At 48.9% G+C, this 19,707-nt stretch carries 22 protein-coding genes, 1 tRNA gene and 1 pseudogene; 19 read left to right on the top strand and 5 right to left on the bottom strand.

Features of this window, described 5'->3' with window-relative positions:
* Nucleotide 1: 1 nt before the first annotated feature.
* From D3H35_RS23220 to D3H35_RS23145, 18 genes are all read left to right on the top strand, one after another.
* Nucleotides 2-478, top strand: a complete 477-nt coding sequence (locus tag D3H35_RS23220) for a phage holin family protein (protein WP_119151550.1) — start codon at nt 2-4, stop codon at nt 476-478.
* Complete coding sequence (locus tag D3H35_RS23215) at nt 462-1,160, top strand: glucosaminidase domain-containing protein (protein ID WP_119151549.1); 699 nt, start codon at nt 462-464, stop codon at nt 1,158-1,160. The genes D3H35_RS23220 and D3H35_RS23215 overlap by 17 nt, the downstream gene beginning before the upstream one ends.
* Nucleotides 1,161-1,622: 462 nt before the next feature.
* The gene (locus tag D3H35_RS32825) at nt 1,623-2,219 is read left to right on the top strand and encodes an extracellular solute-binding protein (RefSeq protein ID WP_325050152.1); all 597 of its coding nucleotides are present in this window, start codon (nt 1,623-1,625) and stop codon (nt 2,217-2,219) included.
* Between the two features lie 109 nt (nt 2,220-2,328).
* A complete protein-coding gene (locus D3H35_RS32815) occupies nt 2,329-2,763 on the top strand; it encodes a sugar ABC transporter substrate-binding protein (protein ID WP_233568151.1) in 435 nt (144 codons plus the stop codon).
* Between the two features lie 18 nt (nt 2,764-2,781).
* Nucleotides 2,782-4,074, top strand: coding sequence for a carbohydrate ABC transporter permease (locus tag D3H35_RS23205; RefSeq protein WP_119151548.1), 1,293 nt, complete (start codon nt 2,782-2,784; stop codon nt 4,072-4,074).
* A 6-nt stretch (nt 4,075-4,080) separates the two neighbouring features.
* Nucleotides 4,081-4,914 (top strand): sugar ABC transporter permease, encoded by an 834-nt coding sequence (locus D3H35_RS23200; RefSeq protein ID WP_119151547.1) that lies wholly within the window; start codon nt 4,081-4,083, stop codon nt 4,912-4,914.
* 11 nt (nt 4,915-4,925) lie between these two features.
* Nucleotides 4,926-5,846, top strand: coding sequence for a LacI family DNA-binding transcriptional regulator (locus tag D3H35_RS34290; protein ID WP_119151546.1), 921 nt, complete (start codon nt 4,926-4,928; stop codon nt 5,844-5,846).
* A gap of 24 nt (nt 5,847-5,870) precedes the next feature.
* Nucleotides 5,871-7,205 carry an alpha/beta hydrolase-fold protein gene (locus D3H35_RS23190; protein ID WP_119151545.1) on the top strand — a complete coding sequence of 445 codons (1,335 nt, stop codon included), beginning with the start codon at nt 5,871-5,873 and terminating at the stop codon, nt 7,203-7,205.
* The gene (locus tag D3H35_RS23185) at nt 7,202-7,876 is read left to right on the top strand and encodes an alpha/beta hydrolase (protein WP_119151544.1); all 675 of its coding nucleotides are present in this window, start codon (nt 7,202-7,204) and stop codon (nt 7,874-7,876) included. The genes D3H35_RS23190 and D3H35_RS23185 overlap by 4 nt, the downstream gene beginning before the upstream one ends.
* A complete protein-coding gene (locus D3H35_RS23180) occupies nt 7,837-8,247 on the top strand; it encodes a hypothetical protein (RefSeq protein WP_119151543.1) in 411 nt (136 codons plus the stop codon). Before D3H35_RS23185 ends, D3H35_RS23180 begins: the two co-directional genes overlap by 40 nt.
* A gap of 219 nt (nt 8,248-8,466) precedes the next feature.
* Nucleotides 8,467-9,381 (top strand): N-acetylmuramic acid 6-phosphate etherase, encoded by a 915-nt coding sequence (gene murQ / locus D3H35_RS23175; protein ID WP_119151542.1) that lies wholly within the window; start codon nt 8,467-8,469, stop codon nt 9,379-9,381.
* A 93-nt stretch (nt 9,382-9,474) separates the two neighbouring features.
* Entirely contained in the window at nt 9,475-10,776 is a 1,302-nt protein-coding gene (locus tag D3H35_RS23170; protein WP_119151541.1) for an ABC transporter substrate-binding protein, read from the top strand.
* A 49-nt stretch (nt 10,777-10,825) separates the two neighbouring features.
* Complete coding sequence (locus D3H35_RS23165) at nt 10,826-11,752, top strand: carbohydrate ABC transporter permease (protein ID WP_119151540.1); 927 nt, start codon at nt 10,826-10,828, stop codon at nt 11,750-11,752.
* Nucleotides 11,753-11,755: 3 nt separating this feature from the next.
* On the top strand, nt 11,756-12,580 hold the full coding sequence (locus D3H35_RS23160) for a carbohydrate ABC transporter permease (RefSeq protein ID WP_119151539.1): 825 nt from the start codon (nt 11,756-11,758) through the stop codon (nt 12,578-12,580).
* Entirely contained in the window at nt 12,567-13,574 is a 1,008-nt protein-coding gene (locus D3H35_RS23155; RefSeq protein ID WP_119151538.1) for a BadF/BadG/BcrA/BcrD ATPase family protein, read from the top strand. The genes D3H35_RS23160 and D3H35_RS23155 overlap by 14 nt, the downstream gene beginning before the upstream one ends.
* Nucleotides 13,575-13,589: 15 nt before the next feature.
* Complete coding sequence (locus D3H35_RS34285) at nt 13,590-14,111, top strand: GNAT family N-acetyltransferase (protein WP_325050137.1); 522 nt, start codon at nt 13,590-13,592, stop codon at nt 14,109-14,111.
* Nucleotides 14,060-14,548, top strand: a complete 489-nt coding sequence (locus D3H35_RS34280) for a GNAT family N-acetyltransferase (RefSeq protein WP_325050136.1) — start codon at nt 14,060-14,062, stop codon at nt 14,546-14,548. Before D3H35_RS34285 ends, D3H35_RS34280 begins: the two co-directional genes overlap by 52 nt.
* Nucleotides 14,549-14,613: 65 nt before the next feature.
* Nucleotides 14,614-15,462, top strand: coding sequence for a MurR/RpiR family transcriptional regulator (locus tag D3H35_RS23145; protein ID WP_119151537.1), 849 nt, complete (start codon nt 14,614-14,616; stop codon nt 15,460-15,462).
* Between the two features lie 72 nt (nt 15,463-15,534).
* Here the strand turns inward: D3H35_RS23145 and D3H35_RS34275 are convergent.
* Nucleotides 15,535-15,756, bottom strand: a pseudogene (locus D3H35_RS34275) (helix-turn-helix domain-containing protein); the annotation flags it as partial.
* A gap of 233 nt (nt 15,757-15,989) precedes the next feature.
* Here D3H35_RS34275 and D3H35_RS23135 point away from each other — a divergent pair.
* Nucleotides 15,990-16,775 carry a hypothetical protein gene (locus tag D3H35_RS23135; RefSeq protein WP_119151536.1) on the top strand — a complete coding sequence of 262 codons (786 nt, stop codon included), beginning with the start codon at nt 15,990-15,992 and terminating at the stop codon, nt 16,773-16,775.
* Between the two features lie 155 nt (nt 16,776-16,930).
* Here the strand turns inward: D3H35_RS23135 and D3H35_RS23130 are convergent, their stop codons facing one another.
* The 4 genes from D3H35_RS23130 to D3H35_RS23120 all read right to left on the bottom strand — a co-directional run bounded on the left by D3H35_RS23130 (nt 16,931) and on the right by D3H35_RS23120 (nt 19,629).
* Nucleotides 16,931-17,206, bottom strand: coding sequence for a hypothetical protein (locus D3H35_RS23130; protein ID WP_119151535.1), 276 nt, complete (start codon nt 17,204-17,206; stop codon nt 16,931-16,933).
* A gap of 673 nt (nt 17,207-17,879) precedes the next feature.
* Nucleotides 17,880-18,524 carry a hypothetical protein gene (locus D3H35_RS23125; RefSeq protein ID WP_147355924.1) on the bottom strand — a complete coding sequence of 215 codons (645 nt, stop codon included), beginning with the start codon at nt 18,522-18,524 and terminating at the stop codon, nt 17,880-17,882.
* A 249-nt stretch (nt 18,525-18,773) separates the two neighbouring features.
* Complete coding sequence (locus D3H35_RS34990; RefSeq protein WP_378125366.1) at nt 18,774-19,100, bottom strand: DUF5677 domain-containing protein; 327 nt, start codon at nt 19,098-19,100, stop codon at nt 18,774-18,776.
* A gap of 452 nt (nt 19,101-19,552) precedes the next feature.
* Nucleotides 19,553-19,629 (bottom strand) — tRNA-Arg (locus tag D3H35_RS23120).
* Nucleotides 19,630-19,707 lie beyond the last annotated feature (78 nt).

Raw genomic sequence — 19,707 nt, 5'->3', positions numbered from 1 at the left:
AATGGACAAACTGATTACCGCCGCCGCAGGCGGTTTTTTATTTCCTGTTTTTGAATATTTCTACGGCCCTGGATCGGCGGTGGCGTCGCTTATGGTTACGCTGCTGTTCTTCATTTCGATGGATTGGCTGAGCGGATCGCGCGCATCGAAGAAAGATAAGACATACTCAAGCCGCTATGGGATCGATGGCGTGTTCCGAATGTTTTTTATGCTCTTGCTGCCGGCAGGCGGGCATTTGCTTGATGTTGCTTTTGGAACTCCGGGAATTGTGTTTGGTGTGTTCGTATTCGGATTGCTCTATCACACCATTAAGAGCATGACTGCCAATGCGATTCGGGCAGGTTGGGCTGACTGGCTCCCCATCCATACGATGGAGAAAGTGACTGGTTGGGTACAAAGCGAAATGGAGTACAAGCTAAGTCGGGCGGCGAAAAGAATGGAAGAAAGAGAAGGTACGCCGAATGGCAAAGCTCAGTAAATCCGCTTTTTTTGCCCAGCTTGCACCATTGGCCATTCGTGCACGACGGGAGGGCTCACCGCTCTTCCCGTCCACCCGGCTGGCACAAAATCTGTTGGAAACCGGATGCTCCATCAACGAGCATTTCAATCTAGGCGGCTTCAAGATTGGTTCCGGCAAACCGAATCAATGGTGGAAAGGGCGGACATACACAACTTCGACATGGGAGGTTGTGGGAGGTCAGCGCGTCCAGACGACGGCGACGTGGCGATCGTACGATACCGTGTTTGACTTTTATCGCGATCAGGATAGGTTGTTTCAGTTGGCGCGTTACGCCCGCGTTAGAGCAGCCCGGACACCGGAAGAGCAGTGCCTTGCCCTGTACCAATGCGGCTATGCTACGGATGCGCCCGCAAATGTTGATGGCGATCCTGCTTATTATGAAAAGTTAATAAGAATCATTAACGAGAACAATCTAAAAAAATATGATCGTACAGAGGAGGATGAAGCTATGACTGACGCAGAAAAGAAAGCATTCGATGCGCTCGTTGCGCGCGTCGCGAAGTTGGAGAACAGAGGGCCGCCTCCGACCTGGTTCGTTAACGAATTCGGCAGCGCCGATCTCGGGGGCGTTATTAACGATCCAAGGTTTACAGCGGAAGGATGGCGGACGCTGGCTGTCGCCATGCGAGTTAAAGCATAATAATAAAGCCGGCAGTCATCAATGGCATTATCAAATCACAAATGCAAATACTTCGAGCCTTTCCCTTACGCGGTTTAGCGGGTACGAGGGAGGGGCTTTTTCTGTTTTTTTGGAGCTTTCTATTTTCTTTAAATTTCGTGAACGATTGTCATGCCTGCTGCGCTGCTCGGGTTTCTAAATAAGGTTGTTCCGTCTAAACTTCGACAATCTTCGACAAACCTATTGACAAAACATTGGGCCTTCTATATTCTTGACTTAACCGGTTAAGTACTTAAACGTTTTAGTTACCAATTTCTATGAAAAAAGGGGAGTATGTATGCGAATCAAAGTGATGGCTGCGAGCTTGGCGACGGTTCTTCTGATGTCTTCTTTAGCCGCATGTAACACATCGAATGAGGAAGGTCCTAAGGATTCTTCGAGCCCGACCGCAACCTCTTCTGAAAGCGCTCTCTCAGCGCCGGAATCCGGGCAAAGCTGCTCGTATGGGATACGCAGGGAAATGAGCTGGATTATCTCAAGAAGGTTGGCGCGGATTTCGAAAAGCGTTACGGCGTACCCGTCAAGGTGGCACCGGTCCCGAATATCGACACTGTGGGCAAATTGGTGACCGACGGACCGGCCGGGATCGGTGCGGACGTCTTCTCGGCGCCGCATGACCATGTCGGCAAGGCCGTTACGGCGGGCTTGGTGCTGGAGAACGATCGCACCCGCGACGATATTGAGAAGAACGATGTGCCTGCCGCGCTTCCGGCTCTCAGCTATGAAGAGGTATTGTACGGATACCCGATCGCGGTGGACACTTACGCGCTGTACTACAACAAGAAACTGCTGAAGGAAGCTCCCAAGACGTACGAGGAATTGATAGCGTTCGCAAAAACCTATAACGATCCGAAGAGCAAGAAATTCGCCTTCGTATGGGACGTACCGCAAATATACCTAGCGTATTCCTTCTTGTCGGGTTATGGGGCTACATCTTCGGCAAGGATGGAACCGACCCGAACGACATCGGCCTTAACAATGAAGGAGCTGTGGAAGGCGCGAAATTCTTGCAAAGTCTGAAGGAAATTTTGCCGTTGAACGCCGAGGACGTCAACAATACTGTCGTTACCGGCTTGTTCCAGGAAGGCAAATCCGCCGCGATGATCTACGGCCCGGACAAATGGAAAGCTTGCGCAGCACGGATATCGATTTCGGAGTCGCTCCGCTGCCGATGCTGCCAGGCGGCAAGCAGCCGAGGAGCTTGCTCAGCATTCGAGGCCTGTTCGTCAATTCCTACACGAAGTACCCGATTGCAGCCAAAATGTTCGCCGAGTTCGCGAGCAACGCTGACAATCTTAAAACCCGCTTCGAAATGACAGGCCAAATTCCGCCGCAAAAAGACTTCGTGAACGATCCGGCCCTTGAAGCCAATCCCGGAGTGAAAGCTTTCCTGGAGCAAGCGATTCATGCCGACCCGCTTCCGTCGATCCCTGAGGCAGGGACGCTCTGGGTTCCGTCCTTCGCCGCTCTTTCCTCCATCTGGAGCAAAGGTGAGGATCCTAAGAAAGCGCTCGATCGGATGGTCGAACAGATGAAAACCGCCATGAAAACCAACAATCAGTAGCGCAAGGGGTCAACGGCTATGAAAATTCGACTTAGCCGGCAGCAATGGACAGCGGCAGCGCTGTCCGTTGTATGCGCCGGTCTGGGACAGCTATACGGCAAGCGGTATGCAAAAGGGCTTTTGTTTCTGGTCGTTGGCCAGCTTGTCCTATGGCTGTGGACACCGAAGCTGGCGCAAGCCATTCGGGGGCTGGTGACGCTTGGGGACGTGCCGACCATGGTTGTCAAGGGCAAGACTGTCCTCGGCGATCACTCCATCTTCATGATGATCAACGGATTGATCGCATGCTTCATCGCAATTGCATTTGCGTTATTTTACGTGTACAACGTGACGGACGCGGCGAAAGCCGCAGACGCTCGAGACCGATCGGAACAAAAACGCGCTTCCTTACGGAAACGATCCGCCGCGCTGCCCATCCTGCTTTTGCTGCCGGCACTGATCTTCGTTCTGTTCGTTTCGGCCATACCGTTATTGTTTAACGTACTGATCGCGTTTACCGACTATTCCGCTCCGCTGCATATTCCCGACCGGTCTTTGGTGAACTGGACAGGGCTGCGAACGTTTAGCACCCTGTTCACGGAGCCGGCTTGGTACAAAACCTTTTTCTCGATATTTGCGTGGAACATTGTATGGGCCGTCTTGTCGACAACGACGGTGTTCTTCGGAGGCATGGCGGTCGCCATGATGATCAACCATCGCAGAGTGAAATGGAAAAAGCTGTGGCGGACCGTGTTTATTTTGCCTTGGGCCGTTCCGCAGTTCATTTCCCTCTTGGTGCTCCGGGTCATGTTCAACGGCTCGATCGGACCGATCAACGGGCTGTTGGAGAATGTCGGCCTATCCCCGGTTCCTTGGCTGTCCGATTCAACGATGGCCAAAGTAACGGTGCTGCTCGCGAACTTCTGGGTTTCCATGCCGTTCACGATGGCATTGGTCGCCGGCATATTGATGTCGATTCCGCGGGATTTGTACGAGGCTGCGGAAGTGGACGGAGCAGGCGGCGGGGCGAAATTCCTTTGGATCACGCTTCCGCATGTGCTGATGGCCGCCGCTCCGATATTCATCATGCAGTTCGCATTCAACTTCAACAACTTCAACTTGATGTACCTGCTTACGGACGGAGGCCCGGCCAACCCTAACTATTACTTTGCGGGCTCGACCGATATTCTGCTGTCCTGGACCTACAAGATGACTCTGGAGCAAAGCCAGTTCAACATGGCTTCCGCCGTATCGATTATTTTGTTCCTCGTCATCGCTATTATGTCCATCTGGAATTACAGCCGCACGAAATCGTTCAAGGAAGAGGACTGATCGGCTATGGCAATATGGAAAGACCGGTTAGCGACAGGGGCGATCTATGCCGGATTGATTCTCATTCTGGTAATCACGGTCTATCCGCTGATCTGGGTCGTCGGAACCTCGCTGAACCCGGGCAACGGGCTGCTGATTACGCGGATGTTCCCCGAACATCCGACCTTTCAGCAGTATTCCCGGTTGATTGGGGAGACGGACTTCGCGCAATGGTATTTCAACACGCTCAAAATCTCGTTCTCCAATATGGCGCTGTCTACTTTGCTCATTGCGGTTTCGGCCTACGCGTTTTCAAGATTTCGGTTTAAAGGCCGGAAAGCGGGACTTATGATCTTGCTCGTTCTGCAAATGTTTCCCGGGTTTTTGTCGATTATGGCTTTGTTCGTGCTTCTGATGCAGACGAAGCTGCTGGACACCCATCTCGGACTTATTCTGATTTACGCGGGAGGCTCGATCTCCTTCGGGATCTGGGTTATGAAAGGCTTCTTCGACACGATTCCCAAGAGCCTCGAAGAAGCCGCATTAATTGACGGAGCTAACCAGTTCGATATTTTCGTCAAAATCATGCTGCCCTTGTCCCTTCCCGCTCTCACCTTCGTTATGATGAACAGCTTTATTGGTCCGATGATGGATTTCATATTGCCGCAGATCGTACTTCGGTCGCCGGAAAAGCAGACGCTCGCGCAAGGACTGTACAACATGGTGTCCGACAAGATGAACTCCGGGTTTGCCCAGTTCGCCGCGGGGGCGGTGCTGACGGCGCTTCCGATAACGATCATCTATACCTTGTTCCAAAAATACTTGATCCATGGCTTGACCGCCGGGGCGGATAAAGGGTAGGTAGCGGATTGATGAAAAAGGTGACCATCAAGGATATTGCCAAGGAAGCGAGCGTTTCCATCGCTACCGTCTCTTACATCCTCAACGCGGTGGGCAATCAGTCCATCTCCGAGGAAACGCGGGAAAAGGTGATGAAAGCTGCGCAAAAGCTGAATTATATCCGAAATCTGAACGCTCGCACGTTGAAGAGCGGGAAGTCCGAGCTGATCGGCATCCTGCTTCCGCAAACAAGCGGGGACAGCTATTGGTCGACCTACCGATATACGGAAGCGGTCCGCCTTCTCGGCAAACATTTGAATCGGCAAGGCTATCATCTGATCGTTTCCTATATCGATCCGATCGCTCCGAAGCTGGACGTCGTGCTGGAGAGGGAGATGGACGGGGTATTCGTTCTGAACGCTTCGCAGAAGATGTTTTACCAGATTTCAAAACGGTTCGGCGTCGGTATTCCGTTGATCGGTATTGACATCTACAACGAGGACCCGCTATTTCACAAGCTGATACCCGATTTCGATGCAGCATTTGCGAAAGCGTCCGAAGCTTTGGGGCGGCGGTTTGATTTTCTAATCATCGACGATTATCGCGACAAGCTCCTGCTCGACCGGATTAAACAATCGTCCGGGCTGGAGGATGACAGCATCCATGTCTATTCGGGAGATAAGAAGCTGCGGTCGTTCCTGTCCGGCAGGAGCGGGCAATTCGGTTGCGCGATTAACGAATTTCTATTCACTCGGATCATGAATGAGCCGTTCGACGGCAAGCTGGCGGCTCTGTGCACAAGCGGCTGCCCCGAGCTTCTGCCGCCGAGCGTCCCGAAAGTGGTGTTCAATCTGGATGCGTATCGCATAGCCTCGGAGCTCATGATCCATTACATTCGGAAACCGCATGAATCGATTGAACCTAAGATCACTTTATTGGCTATGCAAGAATAGAAGGTAAGCGGAGGGTGCTTCAGAATGCATTCAAAAATCATTGCCGTGGAGAAATTCCACTCGACGATTTTGGATAACGATCGAACGATTTATATTTACTTGCCTTCCGGGTATGAACAATTCGCGGATGTTCGATACCCGGTGCTGTATATGCAAGACGGCCAGCATACGTTCCATGCCGACGAGCGGGGGGGATCATGGGATTTGCACCTAGCGGCCGACCGGCTAATAGAGGAAAAGAAAATCCGCCCGATCATCATTGTAGCCGTCTCGCACATTACCGACGCCCGCATCTCGGAGTATATGCATCCGTTGCCCGGCGGCGAGGAAGTGTTCGGAACGAAATGTCATGGCGAAGAATACGAACAGTTTTTAATTCAGGAAGTAAAGCCTTATATCGACGAGCAATTCCGGACGTTGAAGGGGCCTGCAGATACGGCGGTCATGGGTTCTTCCGCTGGCGGTCTGGTTTCGTATAACCTCGGGTTTCGCAGGCCGGACATATTCGGAAAGGTGGGCGCTCTCTGTCCGTATTTTGTCCGCGTTGAGCCTACCGGTGAAGAGAGATGGCTTTCCAAGCGTTACAAGGAACGCCCGCCAATCGATATCTGGATCGACGTTGGCGAAGCGGAAGGGTACACGGTCATGGAAAAGCATGTGCGGAGCGCCGTTGACGACATGCTCGAAGCCGGATTCGAGCCGGGGAGAAATCTGTGGTATTACTATGTTCCGGGTTCGGGGCATACGCAGAAGGATTGGGCGGACAGAGTCCATGCTCCGCTGCTGATGTTCTTCGGCGAGATCGGCCAACCGGTTAAGGCCGAACTGGCCGGACCGGATCGAATCGGCCTGTCCGGACTTTCGGCGAGGCTCAATCCTATTGTCACCTATGACAGCGGTTTCGTTGCAACGGATTTGAATGCCTCGTATGAGATCGGCGATCCGTCCGTGCTTGGCGTCTCTCCGGATGGCAAGCTGGCGCCGCTGCGGGAAGGAACGACGACCCTTACTTATCGGAACGGGGAGCTGGCTTCGACGCTGACGGTTAGAGTGGTACCGGATCTTTCCGCAACCGTTAACGTCTCGGTCCATGTGGAAGTTCCGGATGATACGCCGGACGTTGATATCCTATACGCCGGTATTGAAATTCCGAAGATCGGCAGCAACCTCTACGGCGGAACGTTCCCGGTGCCGCGAAATATGGCGTTCTTTTTCCGAATATCGCGGGGGATGGGCAAGGATGAAGCAGACCGTGACGGGAATGAAGTGCCTATGCGTTTTTTTAAAGCGAAGGAAGGTCTTGCTCTGTATTATCGGGTAGAAAATTGGATCGACGCCAAGGGGGATCGCCAACCATGAAATCGACCATTATGAGAATCGAAGGGTTTCGCTCCGAAAATTTGAATAACGAACGCGATCTGTTCATTTATTTGCCTCCCGGATATACCGAATCGGAGGATCGCCGCTATCCCGTTCTCTATGTGCATGACGGGCAAAATCTGTTTCATCCGGCCATGAACGGCCAGTCGTGGAATCTGCACCGTACGGCGGATCGGTTGATCGCGAACGGTTCCATCGAGGAGATCATTATCGTCGGCATTGCCAATATGGGGGCAGAACGAGCCAACGAATTCATGCATCCGCTGGATGGAGTGCTGTACCAGAACGACAAGGAGAACATCACGCCGAGAGGAATTTTGTACGAGCGGTTCCTAATTGGGGAGATCAAGCCTTATATCGACGGAATGCTGAGGACGAAGCCCGGCGCGGCGGACACCGCATTAATGGGCTCATCCCGAGGCGGGAAGGTAACGTACCATATCGGCATTCGGCGTCCGGATGTGTTCGGAAAGCTTGGCATCCTCTCCCCCTACTTCTACTATGTGAATCCGTTGTCTCTGGAGGAGCATCGGATGTATGCCAGCTTTCCTTCCAAATCGCCCTTGAGCAAAATCTGGATTGATCTTGGGGTCGGGAAGGTGTGCTTATCATGGAGAAACACGTCCGGCAGGTCGTGTCCGAAATGCTGACAGCCGGATACGAGGCCAACCGTCAGCTTGCCTTTTACTTTGATCCGGCTGCCGAACATACGGAGCGGGATTGGGAAGGAAGAGCGGATTATCCGCTTCTGCACCTGTTCGGCAAGCCCGGCTCGCTTTGCGGGCTATCCTTGAAGCAAACGTCGGCAACCGCGCTGGACCGCGGCTCGATCCGGTTCGTTCCGACGGCGGAGTTCGATAACGGGCTCAAGATTACACCGCTTGGCGGTCAATACCGCGTGGACGATCCGGGCGTTGCCAGTGTGGAAGAGACAGGGGTAGTCGTTCCTATCCAGAGCGGGGCTGCGTCCGGGGCGTACAGCTTTAACGGAATGGAAGCGCCGTTTCAAATCGATCTGTAAAATTCATCCGAATACTCCGTCAGGATAGAGTGGACACTTTCAATAGTGTCCGCTTTTTTTATTTTCCCGGATATGAAAATAGCGGACCCTATCGCCGCCAATTATAAAATTATATTTTATAAATAATAATTAAACATAATATTTTATTTTACAAATGCATTCCTATGAGTTTATAATGAGAGCACATCACGGAATAAATCGCATCAAACGGAGGTTTCTATGTTTCATATCCTCGATTCACTTACAACGGAACGACAGAATGAAGCTACGCGCAACATTGATCGAATGTCTACACGGCAGATGATCGAATTGATCAACGGTGAAGACCGTCTGATCGCCGATGCGGTAGCTTCGATTATTCCGCAGATTACGGATGCGGTTGAAGCTATCGTGCAACGCCTTAGGGGAGGGGGAAGGCTGATCTATATGGGAGCCGGCTCAAGCGGTCGTCTCGGTATACTGGACGCATCGGAATGCCCGCCGACTTATGGGACGGATCCGCAGACGGTACAAGGGATCATCGCGGGCGGAGATATCGCGATTAAGAGTGCGGTCGAAGGCGCGGAAGACAACGACGAATTGGGTATGGAAGACATCCGCAATTTGCAGATTACGTCCGCTGATATCGTAGTTGGCATATCCGCAAGCGGTAGAACTCCCTATGTCATTGGAGCTATGAAAGAAGCGTCGACTATCGGTGCGGCCGTTATCGGAATCAGCAATAACCGGGGCTGTCCCATGGGAAATTATGCGGACTATATGCTTGAATGCGATGTGGGGCCCGAAGTCGTTCTAGGTTCTACCCGTATGAAGGCCGGGACCGCGCAGAAGATGATATTAAACATGCTGACGACTGCATCTATGATAAGACTAGGGAAAGTATACGATAATATCATGGTGGATCTGACCCCTTCTAACGAGAAGCTGGTCTGGCGAGCCAAGCGTACCATTCAGATGGCTACGGGAGTGTCGGACGAGAAGGCGGAGCAAGCGTTCGAGGATTCACACAGGCATGTCAAAAAAGCGATTGTGATGCTGTTGGCCGATGTAACCTGCGAAGAGGCCGGACAGCTTCTGGAGCGCGCCGAGGGGAATGTCAGAACGGCGATAGAATCCAAGGAAATTCAAATATAATTATTTATTTTACAAAACTATTTACTTTATGAAATAATATTTTATATAATTGATGTGAGCTAACCTACAAAAACCTTGGGAGGGCATCAAGAAATGAAGAAATCAGCTCTTATTTTAACCGCTATATCATTGGTTATGTCAGCATTGTTGACGGCGTGCGGAGACAAGAATGAGTCCAGCCCTAGCGAACAATCCACCGCTTCGAATTCGCCAGCAGCCTCTTCTTCCGAGAAAGTCACCTTATCGATCGGAAGCTGGAGGGTGGAAGATGTAGAAGGATATAAAAAAATCATTGCGGAATTCAATAAAGCGAATCCGAATATTACGGTCGAGTTCAAGCCTACAGCGGACCAAGAATATAACACGGTGCTCAATACCGCGTTAATGACGGGGGGCGGCCCGGATATCGTCCACATGAGACCTTACGCTCCGGGGAGCGAGCTTGGCGACAACGGATATCTTGCGGCGATTAACGATCTGCCGGGCTTGAATACCATTCCTGCCGATTTGCTTGCCTCCTCGACGGGCAAGGATGGCAAAATTTACGGAGTGCCGATTGCGCTTAATGCGACGCAAATTTTCTACAATAAGAAGATATTCGCGGACCTGCAATTATCGGAACCGCAAACCTGGGATGAGCTGATGAAAGTAGCCGATACCCTGAAGTCCAACAAGATTACGCCATTTGCGGTCGGCTCCAAGGACGGTTGGATTCTCTCGCTCGTTCACTCCGCGATTGCTCCGGGTTTCTACGGCGGAACGGCATTCGAGGAGCAGCTGCTGAAAGGCGAGAAAAAATTTACTAGCCCTGAATTCGTGAAATCCATTCAAGCGATGAAGGATCTGGCTGCGTACTTCCCGGATAATTACGTTGGACTTGGCATGGACGATATGCGGAATTTGTTCGTTACGGAACAAGCGGGAATGTTCATCATGGGAGATTGGGAAATCGCGGTTGTCGAATCCATGAACCCGGACCTGCAATTGGGTATGTTCCCTATTCCGAAGCCGGATGGCAGCAAGCCTACCGTAACGACATGGGTGGATGGATCCTTCGGGGTGAACGCCAACTCTCCGCATAAGGAAGAAGCGCTTAAGTTTCTTGAATTCGCGGCGTCCAAATCCTTCGGCCAGCTGATGGCATCCGAACTGAAACGGGCTAGCGCGATTCCTGGCGTTCCAGGCGTGGACGAGCTGACTTCCAAAGTAGCGGATAACGCGGTAAATCATTCGACTCCTTACAATATCCTCATTCATTTTGACCGTGGCAATCCGACTCTCAAGACTGCTCTTCAAGACGCGTTGCAAGCCATGTACTTGAACAAGCTTACTCCGGAAAAAGCAGCCGAGGAAATACAGAAGAATGCGGACTCCTGGTTTAAGCCGGGTCAATAACAAACGAGACATTCCTAATTACACTTAGAGGCGGCGAGAGGCTGTGAACATGATACGAAAGAATACTTCAACGTTAAGCCGATGGAAAAAAGCCGCTGTCCACCTATTTCCCGTTCCTGCTCTCGCCGTGTATATCGCCTTTATCGTAGTGCCCATCGTAACGGCGTTCGGTTACAGCTTGTACGATTGGAAGGGAATGAACAAGGGTGAGTTCATCGGGCTGGGCAACTTCAAGACTTTGTTTACGATGGAGCCTTTCAACACGATGTTCTGGCGGGCATTCGGGCATAATCTTTACTTGTTCGCGTTTAAGATGATTATCCTGAATGGCCTGTCTTTCATCCTTGCGTACATCATTTATACGAAAATCAGAGGAGCGGGATTTTTCAAGATCGCCTTTTTCCTCCCCCGGCTTCTGTCCGTTATCGTGGTCGGCTTTCTCTGGAAAATGATGCTGAATCCAAACAATGGTATCGTGAATGTGTTCTTAAAGAAAGTCGGGCTAAGCGACTGGACAATGCCTTGGCTCGGAGATACGAGAACGGCGCTTAGCTCGATCGCTACCGCCAACGTATGGTTCGATCTTGGATTCTTTGTTCTATTGTTCCTGGCGGGCCTTCAATCGATGTCGAGCGAGGTCATCGAAGCGGCCAAGATGGACGGCGCAATCGGTATCCGCCTTTTTAGATCCATTATCTTGCCGTTGATCAAACCATCGCTCATGATCATTGTCGTATTGACCTTTATCCACTCCTTCGAGGCATTCGAACTCGTCTACGCGATGGAGGGTTCATCCGGCGCGCCTGTTTATTCCACGGATTTGCTTGCCGTCTATTTCTACCGTATCGCGTTCGGAGGTTCGTCTGCCGATGTGGTAGCCGTAGGTCTGGGTTCAGCGCTAGCGGTCGTTCTGTTCTTCATCATCGCCTTGTTATCGTCTCTATCCTTGTTTGTCTTCCGAAAGGAGGAGGCGTAAATCATGAGAACTCATCCGGCGCTGCGCACGGTGCAGTACGCAATCGCTTGCTTATTCACAGTGACGAGCTTGTATCCTATCTTCTTGATGGTCGCATCCTCGTTCAAAAACAACCTAGATATTTTTCGTGAACCGTTTGCATTGCCCAAATCGCTTGATTTCTCCAGCTACGCAAAAATATTCGAGGACATGCCGTTCCTGCAATATTCCAAGAACAGCATCCTGGTCAGCGCGGCGGTGTGCCTAATCGTCTTGCTGTTCGGTTCCATGGCTTCGTTCTACATTGCCAGGTTTCGGTTCTGGTGGAACAATGCTTTGTTCATGTTCTTCCTGCTTGGCATGATGATTCCCATTAAGCTGGGCATTGTCCCCTTGTTCTTGCAGATGAAGAAAATGGGAATCATCGATTCGCTGGGCTCTCTGATTATGGTGTACTCGGCAATGGGCATTCCTATGGCTGTACTAATTATGTCGGCATTCTTTCGGACGTTGCCGAAAGAGCTCGAGGAGGCGGCGAAGATCGACGGTGCCACGAATGCGGGCATCTTGCTCAGAATCGTGATACCGCTCATGCGTCCCGCTCTAGGCACCGTATTGATCTTTAATTTCATCACGGCTTGGAACGATTTTTTCTTCCCTCTGGTATTCATTACGGACGAGATGAAAAAAACGATCCCCGTCGGAATGCTCTCCTTGTTCAGCCAATATTCGACCAACTGGAACATGGTATTCGCCGGATTGACGCTCTCATCGATCCCCATGATCATTATTTTCTTCTTCGCATCCAGACAATTCATGGAAGGGCTGACGGCGGGTGCGGTTAAGTAATCAGCGTTTTATCGGGTTGGACGGTGGCGGCTCGAAGACGTATTGCGTTATTGGAGACGGAGAAGGCAGGCTAACGTTCCTGTCCCGCGGATCTTCGAGCAACATGAAATCCAAGCCTTGGACGGAAGTTCGGAAAGTGCTGTCGGAATCCATTATGGAATGTTGGGATAACGGCCGCGAGGAGGAAAGCGAGCTAAACACGGTTTTCCTGGGCATGGCCGGCAGCGACCGGCCGGAAGACCGGGAGAGAATCGGCTGTTTTCTTGAAGAGCTGCTCCCTTCGAACAGAGAATTCGTTGTTCGCAGCGATGCGCTGTCCGCAATGGCGTCCGGTACCTGGGGGGAACCGGGGATTATCTTGATCGCCGGGACGGGTTCGATCGCGACTAGCTATAATCCGGCAACGGATGAATATCATCGCGTCGGCGGCTGGGGATATGTGCTGGGCGACGAGGGCAGCGGATATCAGATCGGGCGCAGCGGGTTGATCAGCATGCTGCATCAATTCGATGGACGGGGACCTTATACCGCCATTACAGAAAAAGTGCTGCGTCAATGGAAGATGGACAACGCGTCGCAGTTGATTACTTACGTCTATGAGAATGAAGAACTGCGCAAGACGGTGGCGGAAGCCGCGCGGGCGGTTCTTGACAGCGCAGCCGAGGGCGACCAAGTCGCGAATCGAATCATCGATGAGGCGATCGGCGAGCTTATTCTTTTGGTGGAGACGTTGGCGGGCAAGGGAAGCCGTCGTGAAGAACGGAGTCCGCTAGTTATTGCGGGAGGATTGTTCGATAGCGAAACGTTCTTTAGCCGTTTTCGGGAGCGGGCTGCGGAGCGTCTTGCAGGGTTCGATCCGGTACGCCCTGAATTTCCTCCGGTCATCGGATCTTATATATTAGCCTTAAGGCGAGCGGATATTGCAATCACGCTGCAGGTGCGTCAACGCCTTGCGGAGAGCTGGAACGCTCTGCGCGGACAGATTAAAGAGTAAGCGGGGTGCGTAGAGATGACAGATGTTGTTTATCGGCATTATTGCGGCGGAGATGAGAGGGCAATCGTCCAACTCTGGAATGAGTGCTTGCGCGTTGATCCGATTACGACGGATAGATTTCAGAAGACGGTGCTTCTGGATGCGAACTTCGACCCGGAGGGTCTTCGACTGGCATTTTGTGGCGATGACTTGATTGGTGCAGTATTCGCCGTACGCAGATTGCTTCCTATGATGGGTACGGATTTGGAGCCCAATACCGGTTGGATTCCATGGTTCTTCATCGCTGAAGAGCACCGCCGCCAAGCCGTAGGAGCGAAGCTGATGGAAGCGGCTTTAGCCTTCTTGTCGAGCCATGGGCGGACGGAAGCTATTTTCTCCGGGTACGCCCCAATTATATTCTGCCGGGAATCGATGAACATTCGTATCCGGAAGGGTACCGCTTTCTATGCTCCCAAGGATTTGAGATCACGGAATCCTCCGTATCCATGGACGCGAAGCTTATCGGTTATCAGATGCCTGCGGGCATTAAGGAGCTGAGACGATCCAAGGAGGCCGAGGGCTACTTTTTCGGGGCGTTGTCGCCGGATGATCTCGTAGCGGTCATTCGGTTTGCCGGAACCGTATTCTATCCGGACTGGGCGCGCGCCTTGCGCGAAGCCGTCTACCGGGGCGTTCCCCTATCCAGAATTCGCGTTGCGCGGGGACCGGATTCCCGTATTGTCGGCTTCTGCATGTACGGCGGCTACAGCGATATTCAGGAGAGGTTCGGCCCGTTCGGCGTAGATCCGAACGCACAAGGTACGGGGATCGGCAAAATCCTGTTTCATGATTGCTTAACGGCGATGCGGGAAGAGGGCCTTCACGGGGCATTCTTTCTGTGGACCGATGAGCAGTCGTCGGCGGGACACCTGTACAAGAACGCGGGCTTCGAAGTGTCGAGAAGGTTTCATGTCATGAAGAAGCGATTAGGATAGACTAAAAATCGGGTAATCGATATAATTTTGAATAAGTAGCAATGAATGTGTTGGGAGGACGTATTTTGAACGGAGGTTTGGTTCGTCTCAAGGAAATATGGAATGAAGTGACGCCTTCGGAGAAGAAAGTCGCCCAGTATATTCTGGATTATCCGGAGGAGACGATTCAGCTTTCGGTCGCCGAGCTGTCCGCTCGCAGCGGCGGAAGCCAAGCGGCTATCATCCGGCTGTGCAAGTCTATGGGCGTGAAGGGTTATCAGGAGCTTAAGCTTAAGGTCGCAGGCGATCTGCAGTCAGGCGAGGACTCCGGCTACCAAGAAATTCGCCCGATGGATTCCGTGGAGAATATTGTTCATTACGTCTCGAACAATAATATTCAATCGATACGGGATACCGTTAAGATACTCGATATGGAGAAAATGACCCAAGCGATCGACGTATTGCATCGTGCGAAACGGATCTTCTTCTTCGGGCTTGGCGCCTCGAATATAGTAGCGGTAGACGCGCAGAACAAGTTCATGCGGATCAACCACACGAGCTTCGCGTTCAGCGAATCGCATCTGCAATTGACTTCCGCGGTAACCATGGAAGCCGACGATGTGGCGGTAGGCATATCCTATTCGGGGGAGGCCGACTTCGTAATCGCTTGCCTGAAGAAAGCGAAAGAAGCCGGAGCAGCCTCGATCAGCATAACGAAGTATGGCAACAATACGCTTGGAGGGCTAGCCGACATCCCTCTCTTCATCTCCTCGACAGAGAATGAGATTCGCAGCGGCGCCACGGCCTCTCGGATTGCGCAACTGAACGTGATCGACATCCTCTACCTTGGCGTCGCGAGCAGAAGCTACGATCAGTCCGTCATGTACTTGGAGAAGAGCCGAGCCGCTCTGAGGGAAATGTCTCAGAGAAAATAAAGCGAAAGAACAAGCCCTGGTCATTGGACTGGGGCTTGTTCTTTTGCTCCTGAGGGGTGAATTGGGAGTCTTTCCAAGCATCCTTCTACAAATTTTATTAAAGTAAGACACGTCACTGTAGCCCAGAAACTCCGCGATTTCCGATACCGTCAAGGTAGACTCAGTCAACATATATACGGCTGTTTTCATACGAATGGCGTGCACATACTGTCTATATTTCTCCTGAGAGATTTCCCCTTTATCTACCTCCTGGTTCCAACGGGTTACCCCTCCATCTGTACTTCTTGTATTCAAAATATAGTTATCTTTTTATTATTGATTTCTTTTACGAAAGATTTTTTACTAGGATTCGATAAGAAGCGAGTTTTTCTCTATCAAAACAACAATAGTTAGCATCTACATAGAATAAATTAATTTAAAAAATGACAAAAATTTAATTAAAAGAAAGGAATTTAGAAATTAAAAGAGAATATCTGAGAAAAGAGGGTTGTTAAACCCTCAAACACCAAATTTTCGGAGGTAGTTTGATGAAGAAAGTCGTATTACTTGCCTTGGTAATGATGTTCAGTGCAGTAAGCGTAGCATCTGCAGGAGGTATTCATTTCGTTAGGGCATCATTGTACGGTCAGGGCTATGTAGGTTCAAATGGATTTTTAACTATCCCTGCATCCTATTCAGCTAACAACGTCAACCAAACACATCCAGAGTTCTTTTACGGAATGTATCGCGATACTCATACTTGTAGCACTCCTTGTGGTCCTGGCTTGGACATCGGTATTCTTTACAAGAATGGAACTTGGAAATTTTTCTCCAACCTTAATTCTGCGGCATATACTCAGACACCGATTAATCAAGCATGGGACGATGGACAGACTATTAGTTTGAGTCCTGGACAAACGATTCAAATGCAGGTGTTATTGGTTCAGAATGCAAACGGAACCTATAAAGCTGAATTGGTAGTCTGGAATAATTCAGGTACCTGGTTGGGTACCTATAGTCGTCAAGTTAACACAGCTTGGGCCGTAGCTTGGAAACAAGATGGTAAGGTGAATAGGGAACAATCTCTTGCCAGTAATCAAGCTGCAGGTGTCCCCTATCTGACTGACGGCTCTTATTTCTACGATTCAGTATGGGGAAAGGGCTGGCTTATTCATCAAAACGGGACTTGGTATGCATGGAATGACAGCAAAACTTATTCTGCTTTGTTTAAAGAAGATGGAACAACACAACCGCCTTTATCTAAATATTATTACTATACAAAAACAACCGATGGTACTTTTGTTTATGATAGAGTAGGCATTCATTATAATTAAATGAATGAAATTTGAGTGAGAGTAAAAACAACACCCCTGAAGTTTATGTAAATACTTCAGGGGTGTTGTTTATGTTACTGCTGTGAAACAAAAATTTGGGAGGGTTTTGGCGTTTAAAAACCTTCCTGCTAGGTTCTGCCACCTCCGGGTTCCCACTAGTTTCCTATCGGTTGAATATTAGTTAACTTAGGTCCCCGCCATCTATACTTCTTATATTCAAAATAATATTGCTTATCTACAGCTATCAAATTCAATATAGTCTTGGGCGCCTCTATAGCTGCAACTCTACCATTTAGATTTTCGATAGTTACCTTTTCATTATTGATTTCTTTGATTTTGACTATTTCACCAGTCATCGTCGTTTTTGAAGTCCAAACTATGGCTATAAAAACAACGAGCGTGCCTAATAAGGATACGATGAACTTTTTCATAAAGCTGCTAGGATTCACCTCAATTTAGCAAAGATTACTCGGCGGTAAGTCAGATCTCTAAAATATGATAACCAAAAGCATTGATAATCATTGTGTTTTAAAATTGATGAATTCTTTGATTCCTGCCGTAAATTAAATGTTGATGTCCGTGCAATAAAAAACGAGGTTGATATTGCTTCATAAATTCTACAAAGCACTCAAAGCCTCTATGACATAAATCCTCATCGTCACCAATCCGGTAAGCCAGGGCATGAATCTTATTCTCGGTCAACTAAGATGAAGAAGTTTCAAACAAATTTTCGGAATCTATATTTTTCGAGAGTCACCAACAATCAAATGTTTAGTGATGATGAGGCGAAGTTGCTTAACGACCAAATTGAAGAATTGCGATGGGGCATTTCAGGCAGCAGAAAGTGGAATCAGCTGGACATACCTACACCACCTAACCGCGTCGCGGCGCCCATAGTATCCATGTTCATTAAAGTACAATGCATCCCTTTCATATAACGTTCTCGTTTCCACGATATTCCACTGACTTAAGGCTCCGTCAGGGCCTTAAGTCAGTGCTGATGTGTTCGCCTGATTCCACTTCCCTGTCAATCCCCTTCGGGCGGACCGAGGAGCCGTCAGGCTACGATGCGTGATATAGTGTTGAAGTTATTGTCCTCCATGATTACTCCCACCCATCATCATTGTTGCTAATCATAAAAGCTAAAAAATAAACAAGAATTATTCCAATGCTTAATAATCCAAGCGATTTAAAAACATCACTTCTTATGTATTTACCGTTTAATATCTCGGAATAGCCAATAATATTTAAATATGAAATGGAACTGCTAAGATACAATTTTCCGACGCCATCCATAAAATCTTTTCTTTTACTATTAAGAAATCTTGAATTATACATTCTTGACCATATTGTAGAATATATTATTGCGGTTATAACATATAGAACAAGACTGATTAGAGAAAGACTTCCAATAAAGCGTTGCAATATGATTATGACAGAACTCCACTCACTGTAATTTAATTTATTTGCCCAGTGATCAATAGTTAGAAGAAAATTGTTATACTCTTTCGAATACGATTCTTTGAAATAGTACAAAAAGAGTAATACAGTTGAAGATATTATTAATAACTTTTTTAAACTAAAATCTTTTAATTCTTTTATATTATTCAAGAAATCCACTTTGTTCTCCCTTTCATAATTACAATAATTTCGGATAACGTTCCCGTATTCACGACGTCCCACCGACTTAAGCCCCGCCAGAGGCGGCCGCGATGCGGTTAGTCGGTGCGGAGTGTCCGCTAAATCCACATCCCTGTCAATCGCTTCAAGCGGACCGAGGAGCTGCTAGGCTCCGATGTGTGAATATAGTGTTAGATGAAGTTACTGCCCCCATGTGCCTCTTTCAAACTGTTTTTGACATCTCCATTAGCTCCATGGCCCTTTCAACACTTTCATTTGACTTTTGTATACTTTCTTCAATTTCTTGTTTACTTGCAATTAATTTTGCAATTAATTTTAGTAATATAGAGAGTTCCATGTAAGGCCTCTGACGCATCCTCATATATATTTACGATCATCTAGTGACACCTTAGTCCAATGACTAATTTCTTTACCTGATTTGCTTGTAAATAGGTCAATAGATTCTTGGAGATTAGGTATGGTCACATGTTGTTGACCAGAAAACTTAATTTGAACCGACCCTTGTGGAATAGTTATAGACCTATCCAGTTTTCGATAGGCTTTTTGACTTGTATGCAACATGAAAACTTTGTATTTAGATTCGTCGCAAACTAGTAAATAACAAAAATTAACCAGTCTTTCAACAAATCCTCTTGATAACATATAAAAATCATTTACTAAGTCTTGTCTTGCTAAAATAATCATTGCCTTCTATGTCTCGATTATTGCATTAAGAATTGGCAATAATTCTCTTACTTTGTCGTTCCCTTTATCAAATAACACATGAGACATAAGGACAGTTTGTTCAGTGAAAAATAATTCAAATTCCTGTTTTATCACATGACTCTGTATATCTAACTTTTCTCCCACGATCGGCTCCCTTGTAAATATTACAGTAATTTCATCTAACAGGTATGTACGAACATTATCAATACCATTGGGATTAATTCCAATTCCTACAAGATGAATGTACCATGCAGTCTAAGTGCTGTACAGAAGCTTTGACAACTCTCGACACCATGGTTGTCCCTCTGCTGTCCTCCTGTTGTTCTAGTGACAGCAAAACCACCGCTTTCGCCCGCAAGCCCACGCCCCCCACATACCCGAACAAAACAAAAAGAACCGCAAACGATTGCGATTCTTCAACAATTGACGTATGGCGCGCCCGATACGATTCGAACGTACGACCTGCAGTTTAGGAAACTGTCGCTCTATCCTGCTGAGCTACGGGCGCGCGGTGCGATTTCCATTTTAACAGAAATCGAGTGCGGATGAAAGTCGTCGTTAAAGTGGTTTTGAATTCGTTTGCAAA

The sequence above is a fragment of the Cohnella faecalis genome (assembly GCF_003570905.1).
In the GTDB taxonomy this organism is placed as follows: Bacteria; Bacillota; Bacilli; order Paenibacillales; family Paenibacillaceae; genus Cohnella; species Cohnella faecalis.
Note: the sequence above shows the minus strand (reverse complement) of the source record. Positions and strands in the feature narration are given on the sequence as shown.